Genomic DNA, 18,323 nt, shown 5'->3' on the forward strand with positions numbered 1-18,323 from the left:
CAAGCTTTTGGGGGTCGCGGCCGGGCTTTTGATCCGCACGCCAAACACCACCACGAGAACCCTGCACCCCCCCGTTTTCCCACCTTTTTTCCCCTTCTCTTGTGGGCCAGCCCCGCTTTTGTGTCCCTGGGCAGTGTCCCTGGGGCACGGGTCATGAGTCCAGGAACTCCAGGTACCGCCGGGCGGCGCGGGCGAAAGCAGCACGGGCGGTGGCCCCCAGGGGCTTTGTTTCGTCGAACAGCTGAGGCACGACGACGGCTCGCGGGCCTGCGCCTTCCCGCGCCCAGGTGCCTGTCACCTCTCCCCCGGCCACCACGGTCTTCTTGAAGACGCCGTTGCCGCCGGGAACAATCCTGTTCGCGTGCTCGGGTGCCAGGACTAGGCTTCGGTCCGTGTAGCCAAGCACAAACTCGTCGAAGCCAGGCAGCAGGAGAACCGACCGCTGTCCCGGCACGCCGCCGTCGAGCAGTGACGCTGTCTCCGGGGACAGCCAGTAGCCCGTGCCCTCGAAGTCGAGCTCCACCAGCCGGCTCTGGATCTCCTTGAGGGCCGCCCGCACCTCCGTCAGGGGAATCTGCGTCCACCAGGCGAAGTCGCGGATGGTGGCGGGTCCGTGGCTCCGGAAATAGCGCAACAGGAACTCCGCAACGGCCTCCTGCCGCTCCAGCCGGCGGGAGACCGGGATCCAGCTCTCGAAGCCCACGAGCAGTTGCTGGTTCCCGGCCAGCGGCCCCTGCACAAGCCAGCCATGCCGGCACAATGTCCCCAGGATATGGATTCCGCGCTGCCCGTTGGTGGCTTGCCCTGCGGCCTCAAAAGCGGTGAAAAGCTCCGAACGGCTCGCTGCTCCGCCAGCCGCAATCCGTTCCAGCGCAAGGTCGCGGCACTTCTCAATATCCGGCCACGTAATCCCAAGTTCGCGGTGCCTGGCGGCGATACCCCGGGTGAGCCGCTCGGCAGTAAGGTCCAGCATCCACCGCAGGTCCTCGGGCGCCACAAGATGCAAGGTGCCCCGCATTGGCCACGACCGCACCACGGCGCCGGAATCGAGCGCGGACCGCACATCCCCTAATCCAGCTCCGGGAACCCTCACACCCACGGCCCAGAAAGCGGCCTGCAGGTCCTGCGCCTGGATCGCGGTCATCCAGCGGACTGTCCCGGCGACGGAGACGGCCCCATCCGCTAACCCCGGTGCAGGGGCTGGAACCGGCACCAGTCTCTGGGATGCCAGCCGCAGCCTGCCCATGGTCCGGCGGTCAAGTCGTTTACCCACCCTCGCAGCCATGGGCCTATCCTAGGCTCCGGGCGGGTCCGCGGGACATGGGAAGGCACATGGGGAAGCGGGGGCTACAGCTCCAGGCCGATCAGCAGCGGCTCCGGGTGCAGTTTGATTCCAAAACGGCGTTCGACGCCGGCCCGCACTTCGCGGGCCACCGCTACCAGGTCCGCCGCGCTGGCTGAGCCGCGGTTGGTGATGGCCAGAGTGTGCTTGGTGGACAGGGAAGCGCGGCCCCCGCTGACGCTGCCCGGCTCCAGGCCGAAGCCCTTGCTGAAGCCGGCCTGGTCGATCAGCCACGCGGCGGAGAGCTTCACCAGCCCGTCCTTGCCCGCAGGGTAGCGCGGTGCGCCCTCCGGGAGGGCGGCGGCGACGTCGGCCGGGACGATGGGGTTAGTGAAAAATGAACCGGTGGAGTACGTGTCCCGGTCCTCGGAATCCCACACCATCCCCTTGGAAGAGCGCAGCCGCAGCACCTCCCTGCGCACGTCCGTGGAGTAGGCTCGCTTGCCCTGCTCCACGCCCAGCGACCGTGCGAGCTCGGCATACCGGATGGGAGCGCTCATCCGGCCCAACGGGAGCTGGAACTCCACAGTCAGCACCACGTACCGGGGTGAGCCGTTGACGGTGGTCTGTTTAAGGATGGAGTCCCGGTAGCCGAACTTCAGCTCAGAGTTGGTGAAGGTCTTCACGGCGTTACGCTCGCGGTCCCAGGTGCGGACGGCGGCGATGGTTTGGGAAACATCAGAACCGTAGGCGCCCACGTTCTGGACCGGTGTTGCCCCGGTTGAGCCCGGAATACCGGCGAGGGCCTCGATCCCGGACCATGCGTGCAGGACCGCATGCTCCACCAGCTTGTCCCAGTTGTGCCCGGCCTGCACTACCACCGCGACCCCGCCGCAGGAGTCCTCCGCGTTGACGGTGAACCCTTCCGAGGCAATCCTCACGACGGTCCCGGGGAACCCGTCGTCGGAAATGAGCAGGTTGGACCCGCCGCCAAGGATCAGCAGCGGCTCGCCGGCCGCGTCCGCAGTGCGCACGGCGTCGATGATCTCAGCCTCGGTCCGGGCCTCGATGAAGGCGCCGGCCGGGCCCCCGACGGCGGCCGTGGTCAGCTGGGAAAGGAGAGTGGAAGTCACCAAACAACCCTATCGGGAAAGTCAGGCCGCGCCTTCGCGGCTTTAGCTCAGCCGGACCACTGCCTGGGCTTTCATCAGCACTTTCTGGCCCGCCGAGATAACGGTGAGGTCGATGCGCGCCGTGTTGGCCTCGGCGTCGAGTTTGCCGATAAGGCCGCTCACCTCGATGGTGGCGCCGGGCTCTTCCGTTCCGGTGGTGTCCGTGACCAGCACGGGCTTGGTGAAGCGGGTCTGGAAGTCGACAACGGCGGCCGGGTCGCCTGCCCAGTCGCTGACCAGCTGCACGGCAGAGCCCATGGTGAACATGCCGTGTGCGATGACGCCGGGCAGCTCCACGCCGGTGGCGAATGCCTCGTTCCAATGGATGGGGTTGAAGTCCCCGGAAGCACCGGCGTACTTGACCAGGTCAGTACGGGTGACCTCGATGGTACGGCTGCCGATCTCCTGGCCGGGGCTGAGTTCGTGGATGCTGAGGCTCATGGTTACTGTCCCTCTCCGCGGACCAGGATGGATGACGTGGTGGTGGTGACCGGCTCCCGTGATTCGTCCCCGAGGAGCGCGAAGATTTCGGAGCGCGTGGTGATCATGGCTCCCCCGCCCATGGCGCGGACGCCGTCCACGTGAAGTTCCGCCACCAGGCGGTCACCGGCGAGGATGGGGCGGTGGTGGGTGAAACGCTGGTCAGCGTGGACCACCCGGGAAAAGTCGATGCCCGCTTCCGGGTCCTCGATGAGCTGGGCGTCTGCGCGCTGGGCGATGATGATGGCGAACGTCGGCGGGGCAACCAGGTCGGTGTGGCCCAGGGCCTTGGCGGCGTCGACGTCGAAGTGTGCAGGATGGGTGGCCTTCACGGCGCGGGCGAACTCGCGGATCTTTTCGCGGCCGACGTCGTACACCTCTGCGGCAGGGTAGCTTCGGCCCTGCAGGTCCGGATTGATAGTCATGGGCTCAAGCCTATCGTCAGCCTCCGAAGCGGCCCGAAAATTACCGGCGGAGGTTCTTCCGGATGGCTTGGCCGCGGACCACGATTCCGGCGATGTGCAGGACAAGTCCCAGCCCGATCAGCGGCAATGAGGCCACGGCCAGTGCCTGGTTTCCGCTGGTGTTTCCTGCCAGGTTAAGGATGATGCCGACGGCGATCAGTCCCATCGCGCTGAAGACCAGGATTTTGTAGCGGGTTGGCGCAGTGGCCCAGAATTCGTTCAGCACCGTGCCAGTCTACCGGCCTGCCCGGGGCACAAGTCGGACCAGGGCCGGGACGGTCAAAGGCAGTGGCCCTCCGCCCGCACGACAGGGAAGGCCCGCTGCCCGCCCGGAGCTTCAGGGCGCAGACCAGGAAACCCCGTGGACCGGATAGCGGGTACCGGTCACGGGGTTTCCTGAAAACATGCGGGTGCTAGAGCGCGGGCTGCACCCCGAAGGCTACAGCGAGCTTCATGATCTTCTCGGCGCGGCCAAGGCGGGGCAGGTCCGAGCCGTCACGGATGACGCGGCCGTTGGCTTCGAAATCGGCCATGAAGTCCGTGGCCCAGGCGACGTCCGATGGCGTGGGGCTGATGACCTCATTGATGACGGGGGTCTGGTCGATGGCCAGGCACAGTTTGCCGGTCATGCCCATCATCACCGTGATGCCGGTCTGCTCGCGCAGGATGGGGTGGTTGGTGCCCACGGTGGGGCCATCAATGGGGCCAGGGAGGTTGCCGACGCGGCTGGCTACAACGAGCTTGGCGCGCGGGTAGGCCATGGCCTCGGCAGTGGCGGCCATGCCGGTGTCGCGGCGGAAGTCGCCGGAGCCGAAGGCCAGGCGAAAAGCGCCCTGGGCTTTCGCGATGTTGTTGGCTTCCTCGATGCCGATGGCGGACTCCACCAGCGGGATGACGGGGGTCTTGCCGTCCATGCGGTGGAAGCTTTCAGTGACCTGGTCCGCGGATTCGGTCTTGGCTAGCATCACGCCGAGGAGGCCGGGGGTGCCGCGCAGTCCGGCGAGGTCTGCGGCCCAGAAGGGGCTGGTGGCATCGTTGATCCGGACCCAGGCCTTGCCGCCGGCGGTCAGCCAGTTAACCACGTTGTCCCTGGCCTGGTCCTTCTGCGAGGGGTCCACGGCATCTTCAATATCCAGGATGATCGAATCGGCGCGGGACACGGCCGACTGGTCAAAAAGCTCGGTCTTCATGGCATTCACGAGGAGCCAAGAGCGGGCGATTTCTGCTGGGATATTGCGTTCCGGCCTTACGGTCTCGGTGGCGATGGTAGACGTCATGTATCTACCGTATCCGCCCGGCAAGCGGCAAGGCCAAGAAAAGGGCCCCCTTGTGAGGTTCAATACGAACTAAACGGGATATGACTGTAACCGGCGTGAATGCAGGCAGCAGCAAGGGCCGTTGTGCGGCGACATTACGGCCCTTGCTGCCGGCAGGTTGGGGGGGAAGTCAGGGGATGTTGTTGCCCCGTGCCGTCACCCACAGGCGGTACCACTCGGCCCGGCTCATGGCCTGTGCCACTTGGGCAGCATCAGCACAGTTACGGATCCGGGCCGGGTTAACCGTTCCGATCACCGGCGAGATCCCTGCCGGGTGCTTCATCAGCCATCCGAGCAGGACTGCTTCACCCGAACTGCCGTACTGCCCTGCCAGTTCCGCAACCAGTTCTGCGGTGGCGGCTTCTGCCGACGTCAGGCTGTCCGGTTCCGCCCCGGTATAGAGGCCGCGCGCCAGGGAACCGTAGGCCTGCAGGGTGACCGAATGGCGGATGCAGTACTCCAGCGTGCCGTGCGGAAAGCTGTAGTCCAGGTTCTCGGCATGGTTGACCAGCACCTGGCTTTCCAGCCAAGCCCGTTTGAGCAGGCTCATCTCCAGCTGGTTTGCTACCACCGGGGTTTCCAGCCGGTCCTGCAGCGCCTGGATCTGCGCCCCGGACATGTTGGAGACACCCAGTTGCCGGACCTTGCCTTCCGCCATGAGCTGCCCGACGGCGGCGGCCACCTCAGCGGGGTCCGCCAGGGGGTCCGGGCGGTGCAGCAGGAGGATGTCCACGTAATCGGTCCGCAGCCGTTTGAGGCTCTCGTTGACGCGCTCGAGGATGGCCTCCCGGCTGAGGTCGTAGTGCGTCTGCAACCCGCGCTCGTTCAACCTGATGCCGCACTTGGTCTGCAGCCGGACGCGGTCCCGGAGCCCGGGGCTGGCCGCCAGCACCTCCCCGAAGACAGCCTCCGACTTGCCGCTCCGGTAGATGTCTGCGTGGTCAAACAGCGTGATTCCCGCATCCAGTGCGGCCTCGACGGCGGCAGCGGCCTCGTCCACATGCTCGCCGGCATGCGGCTCGTCGGACCAGCTGCCGCCCAGGCCCATGCAGCCGTAAATCAGTTCCTGCATTAGGCCGGCCGCCCCGCCGGACGGCGACGGGGGGTCAGCGCAGCCATGCGGTGGTGTTCGCGGGCAGTTTCCCGTCCTCGAGGGGAGCGCTGCTGACCAGCACCTTGCCGGCCGGAAGGTCGACGGCGCTGTCACCGAAGTTGGTCACTGACTGCCAGCCGTTGGGCCGGCGGAAGTGCAGGACGTCCGGGGTGCCGGTTTCAACCCATTCGAGCTCTTCGTCGGTCTGCAATTCGCGGCGCAGCTTCAGGGCTGCACGATAGAGCTCCAGTGTGGAGCCCGAGGTACCGTCCTGGGCCTCCACCGCGTACTTGCTGAACCAGTCCGGCTGGGGCAGGTGTGCCCCGCCGTCGCCGAAGCCGAAGGAGGTTCCTTCCACCTTCCAGGGCAGCGGCACGCGGCAGCCGTCGCGCCCGATTTCCACGCCCTTGTTGCGGAAGAAGGACGGGTCCTGCCGCTCGGACTCCGGGATGTCGGCGACTTCCTGAAGGCCGAGTTCCTCGCCCTGGTACAGGTAGGCGGAGCCGGGGACGGCCAGCATCAAGAGGGTCGCCGCGCGGGCACGGCGTTCACCGAGCTCCACGTTGAGCTCCTCGGCGGGGCCGCCGGCGAGGAGCCAGTCCTTGCCGTCCTGGCCCTTGGTGCCTGCCTTGCCCCTGGACACCTGGGGCAGTCCGTACCGGGTGGCGTGGCGGACTACGTCGTGGTTGGAGAAGACCCAGGTGGAGGAGGCGCCGGTGGCCGCTGCCTCGGCGAGGTTCCGGGTGATGATTTCCCGGTACTCCCCGGCGTCGAAATCGGCCTGCAGCAGGTCGAAGTTGAAGGCCTGGCCGAGGCCCTGGGGGCTGGCGTAACGGGCGCGGCGGGTGGCGTGGACCCAGGCCTCCGCGACGGCGGTACGGGGCGGGTTGTACTCGTTGAACACCTCACGCCATTCGGCGTAGATCTCGTGGACCTCGTCGCGGTCCCAGAAGGGGTGGGTGCCGTCGTCGAATCCGTCCACGCCGGTGTTGGCCGCGCTCAGTTCCAGCTTGGACAGCAACGGCTCGGTGAGGTCCTTGGTCAGGGCGTGGGCCACGTCCACCCGGAAACCGTCGACGCCCCGGTCGGACCAGAAGCGCAGGGTCTTGAGGAAGTCCTCGCGGATTTCGCGGTTGGACCAGTTCAGGTCCGGCTGCTCCTTGGCGAAGATGTGCATGTACCACTGGCCGGGGGTGCCGTCCGGTTCAGTGATGCGCTCCCAGGCAGGGCCGCCGAACACTGAGTCCCAGTCCGACGGCGGGAACTCGCCGTTCGGGCCCTTGCCGTCACGGAAGATGTAGCGGTCCCGGGCAGCCGACCCCTTGGGTGAGGCAAGCGCCTCCTTGAACCACTGGTGCCGGTCCGAGGAGTGGTTGGGGACGATGTCGGCGATGAGCTTGATGCCGGCCGCGTGCAGCGCGTCGGCCATCTCGTCGAAGTCCGCCAACGTTCCCAGCTTGGGGTCGACGTCGCGGTAGTCGTCCACGTCGTAGCCGCCGTCGGCCAGTGCCGAGGGGTAGAACGGGCTCAGCCAGACGGCGTCGATGCCCAGCGATTTCAGGTACGAAACCTTGGAGGTGATGCCCTTGAGGTCGCCAATGCCATCACCATTGGAGTCCGCGAAGCTCCGCGGGTAGATCTGGTACACGGAGGCCTGGCGCCACCAGTTCGGATCGGCCAGGCGGTCGGAATCGGAAAGGGTTGCCAGGGTGGCGGTGGTGGACAAGGGGTGATCCTTTGCGTCTTGTCGGCTATATTTATTTTGGTTCTAAATTTAGTTTCCTGATCATTATCTGGCGCAATACACGGAAAGGTCAACACCCATGGCCGACACCGCCCCGGCAACTCCCCAGCTGCTGCGCAGGGTCAGCGCCGGCTCGGTGCTCGAGTTCATGCGCTCCTCCTCGGACGTGACCGTTACAGAGGTCATGGAAGCAACAGGCCTGACGCGGGCCACAGCCATTGCAGTGTGTGAAGACCTGAAGGAACGCGGCTGGATCCGGGAGCTGGAAAACCAGCGGGCTTTTGGCGGGTACCAAAAGGGACGGCCCGCCCGGCGCTTCGAGCTCAATGAGCGGGCCGGGGTGGTGCTGGGAATGGACGTTGGCATCTCCAAGGCAACAGTGGTGGTGTCAGATCTCCGGGGAAACACCCTGGGCAGGTCAAGCCTGCCGTTCGCCGAGGCGGAAATAACGGCGGAGGAACGCGTCTCCGTCATTGACCGCGCGGCCTTGGCGGCCCTGGACACAGCAGGCGCCTCCCCCGGGTTCGTCCTTGCCGCGGCCGCCGGCATCGCCGCCCCGGTGGACCGCAACGGGGACGTTCTGGTGGCCCAGCATTTCTGGGGCCTGTTCGACGTTGGCCTGAAGTCGGCACTGCGGGCGCGGCACGGCTGGACGGTGCTGCTGGAGAATGACGCCAACCTTGCTGCCCTTGGTGACCGGTGGCGGGGCGCGGCCGCGGGAGTCCAGGACGTCGTCGTTATTCTTGCCAGCGAACGCTTGGGTGCAGGGATGCTGGACGGCGGGCGGCTGCTGCACGGCAGCCGCGGCGGCGCGGGCGAGCTCGCATTCCTGGAACAGGTCCGGGGCGTGGGTGACACGTTCGGCATCGCAAGCCTTGCCAGGGCCTGGGCTGCCGAGGCTCTGGCTGGAGACGCCAGGACCACCCTTCGCCAACACTTGCAGACAGGTGTCGTGGAGGCCGAGCACGTTTTTGCCGCCGCTGCTGCCGGGGATGCGGTGGCGTTGGAGATCCTTAACCGCCTGGCAGACAGGATGGCCCGGGTTATCGGCGCAGTGGCCACGATGCTCAACCCGGAGCTCGTGGTCATAGGTGGTGCCGTGGCCAATTCCGCCGGCGTGCTGCTGGAACCGATCGCCCGGAAGCTGAAGGACCTTACCGCCACGCCCCCGCGCGTTGCGGTATCACCCCTGGGCGATTCCATCGTGGCCGTGGGCGCGGTCCGGGCCGCCCTCGACTACGTGGAAAAGAATTCCCTGGATCTTGCACTTAGAGGGGCAGTCAGCTAAAGGACTCCAGTGCGGCGGCTACCGGCAGGGACCCGTCGCAGAAGCTGATCATCCAGCCAGCCGTGTCCGGCAGGTCCAGCACGGCAGCTGCCACGATGGCCGTGTTGCTGCGCGACGTTCCCCGGTCTACCTCCTCCGGACCAGGATCCACCGTGATCAGGCCCGTGCCGGGCTTGTCCGTCAACGTGCCCGGCCCGAGGATGGTCCAGGCGAGGTTGGTGCCGCGAAGATAATCATCAGCGGCAGCTTTGGCTTCGGCATAGGCGAAGAAGGCGTTGCCCTCCGGCACGCCGTGGTCCTTGCGGGCTCCCAGGTAGGACACCATCACGTAGCGGTCCACACCGGCCTGTGCTGCGGCGTCCATGGAACGGATGGCAGCGTCCCGGTCCACCGCGTACGTCCGGGCCGGGTTTCCACCACCGGCGCCGGCGGACCAAACCACGGCGTCGTTGCCTTGCAGCGCCTCGGCGATTGCCGCCGTCGTCGAATTCTCGATATCCAGGACCGACGGCGTTGCACCGGTTCGCGCCACGTCGTCCGCATGGTCCGGGTTGCGGAAAAACGACGTGACGCTGTGGCCTTCTTCGGTGAGCAGGGTGGACAGGTGGAGGGCCACTTTGCCGTGGCCGCCGATGATTGCGATTCGGGTCATGGGCCCATTCTGCTCCCCCGGCAGGCCGATGCCGCATCCCGGCGCGTCGGTCCTTGCTGCAGCTGTCCCGTCGCAGCCGCATCAATGACGTCGTCAATTTTGTGCGAGGCTTGTCAGGCAACGACGTGATATGGAGATCAGCATGGCCCTGGTTGGGGAAGACATAAGAAGGCTTTTGCTTTGGGACCTGCCACGTGTTGCTTTTCCGCTGATAGTGGCGGCTTACCTTTTCCAACGGGCCATGAATGATGGGCTGGACCTGACGGTATACCTGGCCGGGGCCAAGGAGTTTATTGCCGGCGGTGACCTGTACGCGGACGGGCTTCCCGGAACGCCTTTCGGGGGAATGGCTTTTACATATCCCCCGTTCGCCGCCGCAATGTTCGCGCCTCTTGCACTGCTGCCGACGGAAGTCGCACTGGCCCTTCAAACAACAATCAATATTGTCTGTGCGTGCATCGTGGGCTGGCACATTGCCCACTACCTCCACCGGAAAGGCATTTTGAATCCGGCAAAAGGGCGGCGATGGTGGATCACCGGAGCCTTCGTGACCGGCCTGATTCTGCTGGCGGGGCCCTGGCGTAATTCCCTTGACCTCGGCCAGATAAACCCGATGCTGATGACGCTGATTGTTGTTGACCTGCTTGGAAGATCCAGACGCTACCCGAACGGCTTTTTGCCGCGCGGCATACTTACCGGCCTCGCTGCCGGCATCAAACTCACTCCCCTAGTGTTCATGCTGTACTTCGTGGTTCGCCGCGATTTCAGGAGCGCGGCCAGAATGGCGGCAGCATTTGCAAGCACAGTGGTGCTGATGGCAGTCCTTACCCCTGCCTTATCGGCACAGTTCTGGCTTGCGTCCCTGGGGGATACCAATCGCGTAGGTGTGCTGTCACGCTTCGAAAACCTTTCCTTGCGTGGACTCGTAGCCCGGCTGGAATTGGAACCAGCTGTCGGCACAGCAGTATGGATTGGTGCCTCGGTTGCCGTTATCGCACTGGGCGCTTTGACTATTCACCGCTCGCGCCACTCCCCCGACCAGTGGGGCCCGGTGGCGGCTACGGCGCTCGTCATGTTGCTCATCTCACCGGTCTCTTGGGCCCATCATTGGGTCTGGGTAGTACTGCTGGTTCCGGCGCTGCTCGGCACGTACCCCCGGGCTGAAGCGGGAGGCTTTACGTGGCATACGTTCGCGCGCTCGCCCGCCCACGTCCTCTGTGTCCTGGTGGTTGCCAGCTTTGCCTTGACGCCCCTGGAGGCTGCTCAACTGGCTGGTTCCCCGAACCCCTACGCGTCGATCACCCCGGTATCTGAAATGCTCGTGCAAAGCGGGCTGTTCGCTGCCGTCATGGTGCTTGCCTGGCTGGCGACCGCCCCCGGCAGGCCGATGCCGCATCCCGGCGCGTCAGTTCCTGGCGGCAGTCAGGAGCTAATGCGGTAGCTGAGGTACACAACTCCATTGCCAAACCGCCGTTCGTCCTGCAGTTCGAACCGCAGTTTCAGGCCGTCGGGAAGGAACCGCAGGCCGCCTCCGACGGCTACGGGGTTAAGGAAGATTCCGCACTCGTCCACCAGTCCGGCCCGGAGCGCAGCGGCGGCCAAGGTTGCGCCGCCAATGCTGATGATGCCGCTGGCACTGGCCTTCAGCTCCCTTACCGCTTCCGGATTGAAAGTCCGCACCACGCGGGTGCGCGTAGTGGCCGCGGTTGCCAGCGACGCTGAATAGACCACCTTCTCTGCCCTCCGCCAAATCCGGGCGTAGTCCTGAATCACCGCCGGATCGTCGGGGCCCCCCATGGTTTCCCAGGCAGACATGACCTCGTACATGCGCCGCCCGTACAGGTGAATGCCGGCGTCGCGCTCGAGGTCGTTGACGAAGGCATGGACTTCTTTGTCGGGGGCGCTCCAGTCGAAGTTGCCGCTGCTGTCCGCCACGTAGCCATCAAGGGAGGCAATGCCGATGTAGATGAGCCGGGCCATGGGCTAATTCTGCCCGGGCTGCGGGCCTCTTGGTAAGGGCCGCAGCTGGCGGGTCCCCCTTTACCTACGTGTTGTTCGGTGCCTGCCGGTCCCGGACAAGGAACGGCTGAACCATGGTCCAGGCGTTGGAGACTGTCCAATAGACCAGGACGCCGATGGGAAAGAGAACACCGCCCACACCAAAAATGAGCGGCAGGATGTACAGCAGCATCTTTTGCTGGCGCATGAAGGGGCTTGCCTCCACGCCTGACTGCACGTTCCGGGCCATGACCAGCTTTTGTGTGATGAACTGCGCCGCCGTCATGGCCAGAATCATCAGGACGGTCAGCACAGCGACGGCCGCGGGATCACCCCCTCCGTGCAGTACGGACGCAGTCAACGGAGCGCCGAAAATGCTCGATTGGTCGAACTGCACCACCTGGTCATGGCCCATCGCACCAATCCCCTCGTCCTGCCTCGCCCGGGCACTGATGCCGGAGAGAACCTGGAACAGCGCGAAAAAGAAAGGCACCTGGATCAGCATGGGCAGGCATGCCGAAAAAGGGTTGGTGCCATGCCTCTTATACAAAGCCATTTGCTCCTGCGCCATCAACTGGCGGGAAAGCGGATCAGCCTTGCCCTGGTACTTATCCTGCAGTGTCTTCAGGTCTGGCTGCAGGAGCCGCATCCGCCGCTGCGCGTCAAGCTGCTTGAGGAACACGGGAATCATGGCAGCGCGGATGACCAGCACCAGCCCGACGATGGACAGCGCCCACGTCCAACCGCTGGCGGGCGGCATGCCAGCGGCGCCCAGTCCTTCATGGAAGCCGACCATAATGGCGGACACAAGCCATCTGAACGGGACCATGACCGCGTCGGAGTCCATGCGCTTCCCCCATCCGTGAGTTGCGGCAAAACTACGGGGAATCACTGGACTTGTCACGCTTCCGTGCGCGGCGGGATCGTGGCGGGCCAGGTGCAGCACTTGTCGGGGGCCGGAGACAGGAACGGGAGCCGGCGGATGAACGCCGGCTTCCGTGAGACCCCCGGTAAGACCCGACATCGGGTGCCCTGTTGCTACTGCTTTACGAGCGCATTTCCGTAGCCCGCATCGCACTTGCCGTCGTGGATGACGCCGGCGCCCGGCGCCACGGCGTAGTTGTTTGCGGGGTTGAAGACGGCGGTGTTGACGTTGGTCACCTTGCTGGCGCAGGCGTTGGCAGCGTCGGCGTTCACACTCTGACCGCCGATCCACATGTCAAGCCAGATGGTGGAGTTCGTGCCGTGGACATTGACGCCCTGGTGGCAGGGGCCGCCCTGCGGCTCTCTGCCGTCCCCGCAGGTGTCCTCGACAATGAAGTAACGGCGGACGTCCGGAAGGTAGATCCGGGTACCGGCCGGGAAGTCCAGCACGTCCTGGCCGGTGGCAAGGGAGTGCCCTACGGCGATCGTGATGGGGTCCTCATAGGTGCCGGTGCCGCCTGCAGTCTTGTGCAGTACCGGGTGGCTGATGGCAGTCGATCCCGCCGGGGTGTTGTCGTACCAGGTGTATGCGGTGGTGTAGGCGGTGGTGACGATGCGCTCGGAGGACGACGCCTGGACCGCAGGTGCCGCAGACGGCTTTGGGGCTGCCGGTGCGGCCGCAGACGGGGCGGGAACGGAGCCAACTGCCGGCACCCGGTTCGCGGCCTGCTCCAGCGCGGCAGCGTCCTTGGCCTTTGCGGCAGCGGCAGCCTCAACCTTTTTAGCAGCGGCGTCGGCCTCGGCCTTTCGCGCCGCCTCGGCTGCCGTAGCCTTTTCGGCTGCGGCGGCTGCGTCGGCTTGTTTGGCCTTCTCCGCAGCGGCCCTTTCCGCTGCGGCACGCTGGGAGGTTCCTACCTCGGAGGACGATGTTCCGGCCAAGGTGCTGGAGCTGGCTTCAAGACCGGCACCGGCCGCAGATGGTTGTGCGGACGTATAGGGTGCGCCGGTTCCGGCACACGCCGAGGTGGCGAGTAGGACGGAGAGCATGCCGGCGGCCAGCAGAGTATTTCTGCGCATGGAAAACTAAGCCTCTTCATGGAAGTGCGGAACGGCAGGTTCCGTGGGATGTCCTGCCAGGAGTTGGTCACGGTCTGTGGAGCACAAAAGGCGCTGCCACCTGGGGACTAGCACACGCAAAAGCATTCAGAACGCTTTCGTCGGGCGTGTGCGCCGACCGGTGACCTAAACGTTACATGGACCGGCAGGGAAGAAGCCAATCGGGTAAGGACAGGCCCTGCTGCGTGAAAATTAGAGGCAATTAACTGAAAAGCCCCCGGATCCTGAGTGGATCCGGGGGCTTGGCCTGTAGCGGTGGGGAGGCTCGATCTCCCGACCTCACGATTATGAGTCGTGCGCTCTAACCAACTGAGCTACACCGCCACGAATGAGAAAAACCTGTGTCAAGCCGGTCAAAACCGCCTTGACACAGGCCCTCATTCAGAGCCCCCCACCGGAATCGATCCGGTGACCTCGTTCTTACCAAGAACGCGCTCTACCACTGAGCTAGGGGGGCAACGAGTAAATACTCTACCGGAAGATTTTCCTCCCAACAAATCGGCGCCTGCAGCGGTTTGGCAGCTGCTCCGCAGCCGCTTTTCACGCCTGGGCAGGCCTGTTTTCCGCGCCATCACTGGGGTTTCTGTTATTCGAGCCGAGTGCGGCCCCGACTGCCACGGGGGTTTTGGACCCGGTGGAAGGCATCAATGTGTTCAGGCACACACCGTCCCATAGGTTTCGGACGGGCGCTACGACCTGAGCTGACCGGAAAGCCTGGTACCTGTCCGCTAACGGGCTGGTTAAACGCCGGTGAGCCGGCTCGAAAGCCGGCCCACCAGGAGAACGCGTCAGACTACCTGACGGGTTACCACTTGCCCTTGCGGTTGAAGTCGCGCTGACCGCCCTCGTTGCCGTGGCGGGGCTTGCGGGAGCCGTCGCCGTGGCCGCCGAAGCGGGAGTCGCTGGCCTGGCCGCGGCTGGAACCGCTGTCAGCCCCGAAGGAACGCTCGGAGTACGAACGGCCGCCGCGGTCAGCGGAGGAACGTTCGCCGTCGTTCTTGCGGAATTCCTTCTTGAACCCGCCGTTGCCCTTGAAGTTGCCGCCACGGTCACCGCCGCGGTTCCCCTGGTACGCGCCACGTTCGCCAGAGGGCTTGCGACCGTTGTCCAGCTCAAGGTGGATCAGCTCGCCGCCGATCCGGGTGCGGGACAGGGCACGCAGCTGCTCTGGGCTCAGGTCCGCCGGAAGCTCCACGAGGGAGTGGTCCGAGCGGATGTCGATGCCGCCGATCTGGGCCGAGGAGATGCCGCCTTCGTTGGCGATGGCGCCCACGATCGAACCGGGCATGACACGCTGGCGGCGTCCCACGGCGATCCGGTAGGTGGCATTGCCTTCAGTAAGCGTGCGGGTCGGTCCACGTGAGCCGAAGCCGTCCTTGGCCCGTTCGCGCTTCTGGAACTCGGGAGCCGCCGGCAGTTCCTTCACCAGCAGCGGCTGGCCGCCCTGCGCCATGACGGCAAGGGCAGCAGCGATTTCCGCAGCCGGTACGTTGTGCTCTTCCTCGTAGGAGGCAATGAGGTCGCGGAAGGCGGCGACATCCTCGGAGGCGAGGGTCTCGGTGATTTTCTCGGCGAACTTGCCCAGGCGCAGCGTGTTCACGGTCTCGGCCGTGGGCAGGTGCATCTGCTCCACCGGCTGGCGGGTGGCCTTCTCGATGGAGCGCAGCAGGTACTTCTCGCGCGGCGTCATAAACAGAATGGCGTCACCGGAACGGCCTGCACGGCCGGTGCGGCCAATGCGGTGCACGTAGGACTCGGTGTCGTGCGGGATGTCGTAGTTGATCACGTGGCTGATCCGCTCGACGTCGAGCCCGCGGGCGGCAACGTCGGTAGCAACGAGGATGTCGATGCGGCCTTCCTTCAGCGCGTCCACAGTGCGCTCACGCTGCTGCTGCGGGATGTCGCCGTTGATCGCTGCTGCCTGGAAGCCGCGGGCCTTCAGCTTGTCAGCCAGGTCCTCGGTAGCCATCTTGGTGCGCACGAAGGCGATGACGCCGTCGAACTCTTCGACCTCGAGGATGCGGGTCATCGCATCGAGCTTGTGCGGGCCCATGACCTGCAGGTAGCGCTGGCGGGTGTTGGCGCCGGTGGTGGTCTTGGACTTGACGGAGATCTCAGCCGGGTTGTTCAGGTACTGCTTGGACATGCGGCGGATCTGGCTCGGCATGGTGGCCGAGAACAGCGCTACCTGGCGGTCCGACGGGGTCTGCTGGAAGATCTGCTCCACGTCCTCGGCGAAGCCCATGCGCAGCATCTCGTCGGCCTCGTCCAGCACCAGGTACTGAAGTTCGGAAAGATCCAGGGAACCCTTGGCGATGTGGTCAATCACGCGGCCCGGGGTACCAACAACAACCTGTGCGCCGCGGCGCAGGCCGGCGAGCTGCGGTCCGTAAGCGGAACCGCCGTACACGGGCAGGACGGTGAAGTCGTCGATGTGCTTGGCGTAGGAGGTGAAGGCTTCCGCCACCTGAAGCGCGAGCTCACGGGTGGGGGCCAGAACCAGTGCCTGCGTCTTGCGGGACGGGCCGTTGAGGTCGTGGAGCTCGGCCAGGCGGGACAGTGCCGGCACTGCGAAAGCTGCAGTCTTACCGGTGCCGGTCTGTGCCAGGCCAACCACGTCGCGGCCTTCCAGCAGCAGCGGGATGGTTGCTGCCTGGATGGGCGAAGGCTTTTCGTAGCCGACGTCCTGCAGTGCTGCGAGGACACGGCCGTCGATGCCGAGGTCGGCGAACTTTACGGCGTCTTCCTCGTCCTCAGGGCCGGCTGCGGCGGCGGCTGGCGCTTCCCCGGAAGCTGCGGGGGCGGCAGGCGCTTCGACGGAAGCTGCGGGGGCGGGCTCTGCTGCGGGAACAGCGGCCTCGGTGAATTCGACGGCGGCGGTTTCGGGTGATGCCGCTTCGAAGGTGGCGTCGTCGTTTTGATTTTCGGGCATAGGAGAATGTTCCTCATCCATAGGGGGCCAGGCGGCGCTACCCGAGGTGAGCGGAGCCGCAGTACGTGTGCCGTGGGTGCCGGGCGTACATTGACCGGCCGGTCACAGAAGTCCGGCGCTTTCGCAATCCCGTGGCAGGACTTCCCGCTGCATCTCTTGGCTGCTATCCCAGCAGTCTGTACAGCGTTTTCTTTAGCCGGCTCTCCCTATGAAAATGCCCGCTTCACATTAGCGGGCCCCAACACTTGCCAGTCCTGCCTCAAAAATTGGGCAGGAATAAGGGATTTCCGGAGTGGGGGATATTTCAAGTGTAGGGCACCGCCAGCCCCAGCGGTAATTAAGGGCACGACGGCGGCGGTGAGCTTGCGCACACCGCCTGCTCCCCAGCCGCGCGGCGGGACAGCTACCGGCCCAGCTGCCGCTCCAGCTGGGCGAACTTCCGCCTGAACTCAGGCTGCTGAAGGCGGATGTCGCCGCCGGCCTCGGCGTCACGGAGCGCTTCCATGGACTCCAGGTCCGGTTCCCGGAACCACTGGCGCACGGTGACCCCGTGCCCGGGGACGTAGAGCCGGTGAATTTGGTCCCCTGCCCGGATGGTGCCCACCCGCAGCACACGCAGGTACGCGCCCACCCGGCCCTCAGCGGTGAACCGTTTGGCGAATCGCGGCTCGGCCAGCCGGCGCTGGAAGGTAGCGCAGGGTGTCCGCGGGGAAGTCACCTCCACTTCCACGTCCAGGCCGATTTTCCACCGTTCGCCGATCACGGCCCCGGTTGCCTCGATCCCTGCAACGCGCAGGTTCTCCCCGAAGATTCCCGGCGGAAGGTCCCGCTGAAGTTCGCGCGCCCAGTAGTCGGCGTCGGCCTGGGAATAGGCATAAAGAGCCTGGTCCGGCCCGCCGTGATGGACGCGGTTCGCCTGGATATCCCCCTGCAGGCCCAGCTTGTGCACCTTCACCGGGCCCTCCACCGAGCGCTTGTCGATCGCGGTCACGCCCACATTCGAGGCATCCGGCAGGAGCTGGTGGACACGGCAGACGGCGAGCACAGCGGCAGTTTCCATGGCACCAGTGTAGGGATCCCTTACCGCCCCGGCTTGGCTTTCCCGCCGTGGGGAGTTCTCCCGTGCCTGCTCGCAGCGGTGGGCTGCAGGGACTACGCTGATTTGAGGATTGCAATTGGGGGTGCAGCGCTGTGCCCAATTCATGTGGACAACTGAGGGGGACGCCATGGACCCGAATAAGGATCCGAAGCACAATCCAGCCCAAGGCGACGGCCGGCAGCCAGGCCCGGCCCGCGGTTCCGGTGCCGCACCGGACGGCAGCCCCGCCTCGGACAGCCCCAAGCCTCCTCCGTGGCAGGTACCCAAACCGGAACTGCGCCCGGAACTCCTCAATGAACCAGTCACTCCGATGGATCCTTTTGCCCGGGACCGGGAGAAGCAGGCAGAGGCGGCAACACGGAAGAAGCGCTCCCAACGGCGGACCGTCGTCGTAGGTCTCGGTGTCACCGCGCTGCTCGCGGGCACCCTCACCGCCGTCGTGGCCAGCAACCAGGACGATCCGGAGTACGCCCAGGTCTGTTTCAACGATGAAACCGGCGAGCGCGTGGAAGACACCAACTGCAACAGCTCCGCTGGGCGTGGCGGCGGCATCTATGCCTGGTACTTCTTTTCACGCGGCGCCTTCGTGCCTGCCATCGGGCAAAACCGGTCCATGGCGCCGAACTACACCCGGACTGTGCCCAGCGGCGCCAAGGCATCCACCGGCTACAGCACCAAGGGCGGTACCGTCAGCCGTGGCGGATTCGGCACCACCGCAAAGAGCGGCACCAGCGGCGGCGGCAGCAAAGTCTCGGGGGGCTGA

At 65.5% G+C, this 18,323-nt stretch carries 17 protein-coding genes and 2 tRNA genes; 3 read left to right on the plus strand and 16 right to left on the minus strand.

Annotated features, from left to right (window positions below; all coding sequences use genetic code 11):
- Nucleotides 1-151 precede the first annotated feature (151 nt).
- From AC5RT4_RS05955 to AC5RT4_RS05990, 8 genes are all read right to left on the minus strand, one after another.
- Nucleotides 152-1,285 carry a winged helix DNA-binding domain-containing protein gene (locus tag AC5RT4_RS05955; RefSeq protein WP_494105153.1) on the minus strand — a complete coding sequence of 378 codons (1,134 nt, stop codon included), beginning with the start codon at nucleotides 1,283-1,285 and terminating at the stop codon, nucleotides 152-154.
- A 62-nt stretch (nucleotides 1,286-1,347) separates the two neighbouring features.
- Nucleotides 1,348-2,415: a UDP-N-acetylmuramate dehydrogenase gene (locus tag AC5RT4_RS05960; protein ID WP_494041993.1), complete on the minus strand. Its 1,068-nt coding sequence runs from the start codon at nucleotides 2,413-2,415 to the stop codon at nucleotides 1,348-1,350.
- 42 nt (nucleotides 2,416-2,457) lie between these two features.
- Complete coding sequence (locus tag AC5RT4_RS05965) at nucleotides 2,458-2,895, minus strand: MaoC family dehydratase (RefSeq protein ID WP_494041994.1); 438 nt, start codon at nucleotides 2,893-2,895, stop codon at nucleotides 2,458-2,460.
- A 2-nt stretch (nucleotides 2,896-2,897) separates the two neighbouring features.
- Nucleotides 2,898-3,359 (minus strand): FAS1-like dehydratase domain-containing protein, encoded by a 462-nt coding sequence (locus AC5RT4_RS05970; protein WP_494041995.1) that lies wholly within the window; start codon nucleotides 3,357-3,359, stop codon nucleotides 2,898-2,900.
- A gap of 40 nt (nucleotides 3,360-3,399) precedes the next feature.
- A complete protein-coding gene (locus tag AC5RT4_RS05975) occupies nucleotides 3,400-3,624 on the minus strand; it encodes a DUF3188 domain-containing protein (protein WP_494041996.1) in 225 nt (74 codons plus the stop codon).
- Nucleotides 3,625-3,811: 187 nt separating this feature from the next.
- Nucleotides 3,812-4,675, minus strand: a complete 864-nt coding sequence (locus AC5RT4_RS05980) for an HpcH/HpaI aldolase/citrate lyase family protein (protein ID WP_494041997.1) — start codon at nucleotides 4,673-4,675, stop codon at nucleotides 3,812-3,814.
- A 169-nt stretch (nucleotides 4,676-4,844) separates the two neighbouring features.
- On the minus strand, nucleotides 4,845-5,786 hold the full coding sequence (locus tag AC5RT4_RS05985) for an aldo/keto reductase (RefSeq protein WP_494041998.1): 942 nt from the start codon (nucleotides 5,784-5,786) through the stop codon (nucleotides 4,845-4,847).
- A gap of 34 nt (nucleotides 5,787-5,820) precedes the next feature.
- Entirely contained in the window at nucleotides 5,821-7,533 is a 1,713-nt protein-coding gene (locus AC5RT4_RS05990; RefSeq protein WP_494105154.1) for a glycoside hydrolase family 13 protein, read from the minus strand.
- Between the two features lie 97 nt (nucleotides 7,534-7,630).
- On the opposite strand from AC5RT4_RS05990, the gene AC5RT4_RS05995 reads away from it, so the two are divergent.
- Nucleotides 7,631-8,839, plus strand: a complete 1,209-nt coding sequence (locus AC5RT4_RS05995; protein WP_494105155.1) for an ROK family protein — start codon at nucleotides 7,631-7,633, stop codon at nucleotides 8,837-8,839.
- Here the strand turns inward: AC5RT4_RS05995 and AC5RT4_RS06000 are convergent.
- Complete coding sequence (locus AC5RT4_RS06000; protein ID WP_494042001.1) at nucleotides 8,832-9,491, minus strand: SDR family oxidoreductase; 660 nt, start codon at nucleotides 9,489-9,491, stop codon at nucleotides 8,832-8,834. The genes AC5RT4_RS05995 and AC5RT4_RS06000 overlap by 8 nt on opposite strands.
- Before the next feature lie 241 nt (nucleotides 9,492-9,732).
- Between AC5RT4_RS06000 and AC5RT4_RS06005 the strand changes: the two genes are divergently transcribed.
- Entirely contained in the window at nucleotides 9,733-10,932 is a 1,200-nt protein-coding gene (locus tag AC5RT4_RS06005) for a glycosyltransferase 87 family protein (RefSeq protein ID WP_494105156.1), read from the plus strand.
- Here the strand turns inward: AC5RT4_RS06005 and AC5RT4_RS06010 are convergent.
- The 7 genes from AC5RT4_RS06010 to AC5RT4_RS06040 all read right to left on the minus strand — a co-directional run bounded on the left by AC5RT4_RS06010 (nucleotide 10,914) and on the right by AC5RT4_RS06040 (nucleotide 17,521).
- Nucleotides 10,914-11,471, minus strand: coding sequence for a dihydrofolate reductase family protein (locus tag AC5RT4_RS06010; protein ID WP_494105157.1), 558 nt, complete (start codon nucleotides 11,469-11,471; stop codon nucleotides 10,914-10,916). The genes AC5RT4_RS06005 and AC5RT4_RS06010 overlap by 19 nt on opposite strands.
- A 64-nt stretch (nucleotides 11,472-11,535) precedes the next feature.
- Nucleotides 11,536-12,336 carry a membrane protein insertase YidC gene (gene yidC / locus AC5RT4_RS06015; protein ID WP_494105158.1) on the minus strand — a complete coding sequence of 267 codons (801 nt, stop codon included), beginning with the start codon at nucleotides 12,334-12,336 and terminating at the stop codon, nucleotides 11,536-11,538.
- Nucleotides 12,337-12,527: 191 nt separating this feature from the next.
- Complete coding sequence (locus AC5RT4_RS06020; protein ID WP_494042004.1) at nucleotides 12,528-13,490, minus strand: hypothetical protein; 963 nt, start codon at nucleotides 13,488-13,490, stop codon at nucleotides 12,528-12,530.
- A gap of 289 nt (nucleotides 13,491-13,779) precedes the next feature.
- A tRNA-Met gene (locus tag AC5RT4_RS06025) sits at nucleotides 13,780-13,853 on the minus strand.
- A gap of 61 nt (nucleotides 13,854-13,914) precedes the next feature.
- Nucleotides 13,915-13,986, minus strand: a tRNA-Thr gene (locus AC5RT4_RS06030).
- Between the two features lie 348 nt (nucleotides 13,987-14,334).
- The gene (locus AC5RT4_RS06035; protein WP_494105159.1) at nucleotides 14,335-16,461 is read right to left on the minus strand and encodes a DEAD/DEAH box helicase; all 2,127 of its coding nucleotides are present in this window, start codon (nucleotides 16,459-16,461) and stop codon (nucleotides 14,335-14,337) included.
- A gap of 403 nt (nucleotides 16,462-16,864) precedes the next feature.
- Nucleotides 16,865-17,521 (minus strand): MOSC domain-containing protein, encoded by a 657-nt coding sequence (locus tag AC5RT4_RS06040; protein WP_494105160.1) that lies wholly within the window; start codon nucleotides 17,519-17,521, stop codon nucleotides 16,865-16,867.
- Nucleotides 17,522-17,687: 166 nt separating this feature from the next.
- Between AC5RT4_RS06040 and AC5RT4_RS06045 the strand changes: the two genes are divergently transcribed.
- A complete protein-coding gene (locus tag AC5RT4_RS06045) occupies nucleotides 17,688-18,323 on the plus strand; it encodes a Tat pathway signal protein (RefSeq protein ID WP_494105161.1) in 636 nt (211 codons plus the stop codon).

It is taken from the genome of Arthrobacter sp. sptzw42, assembly GCF_059089685.1.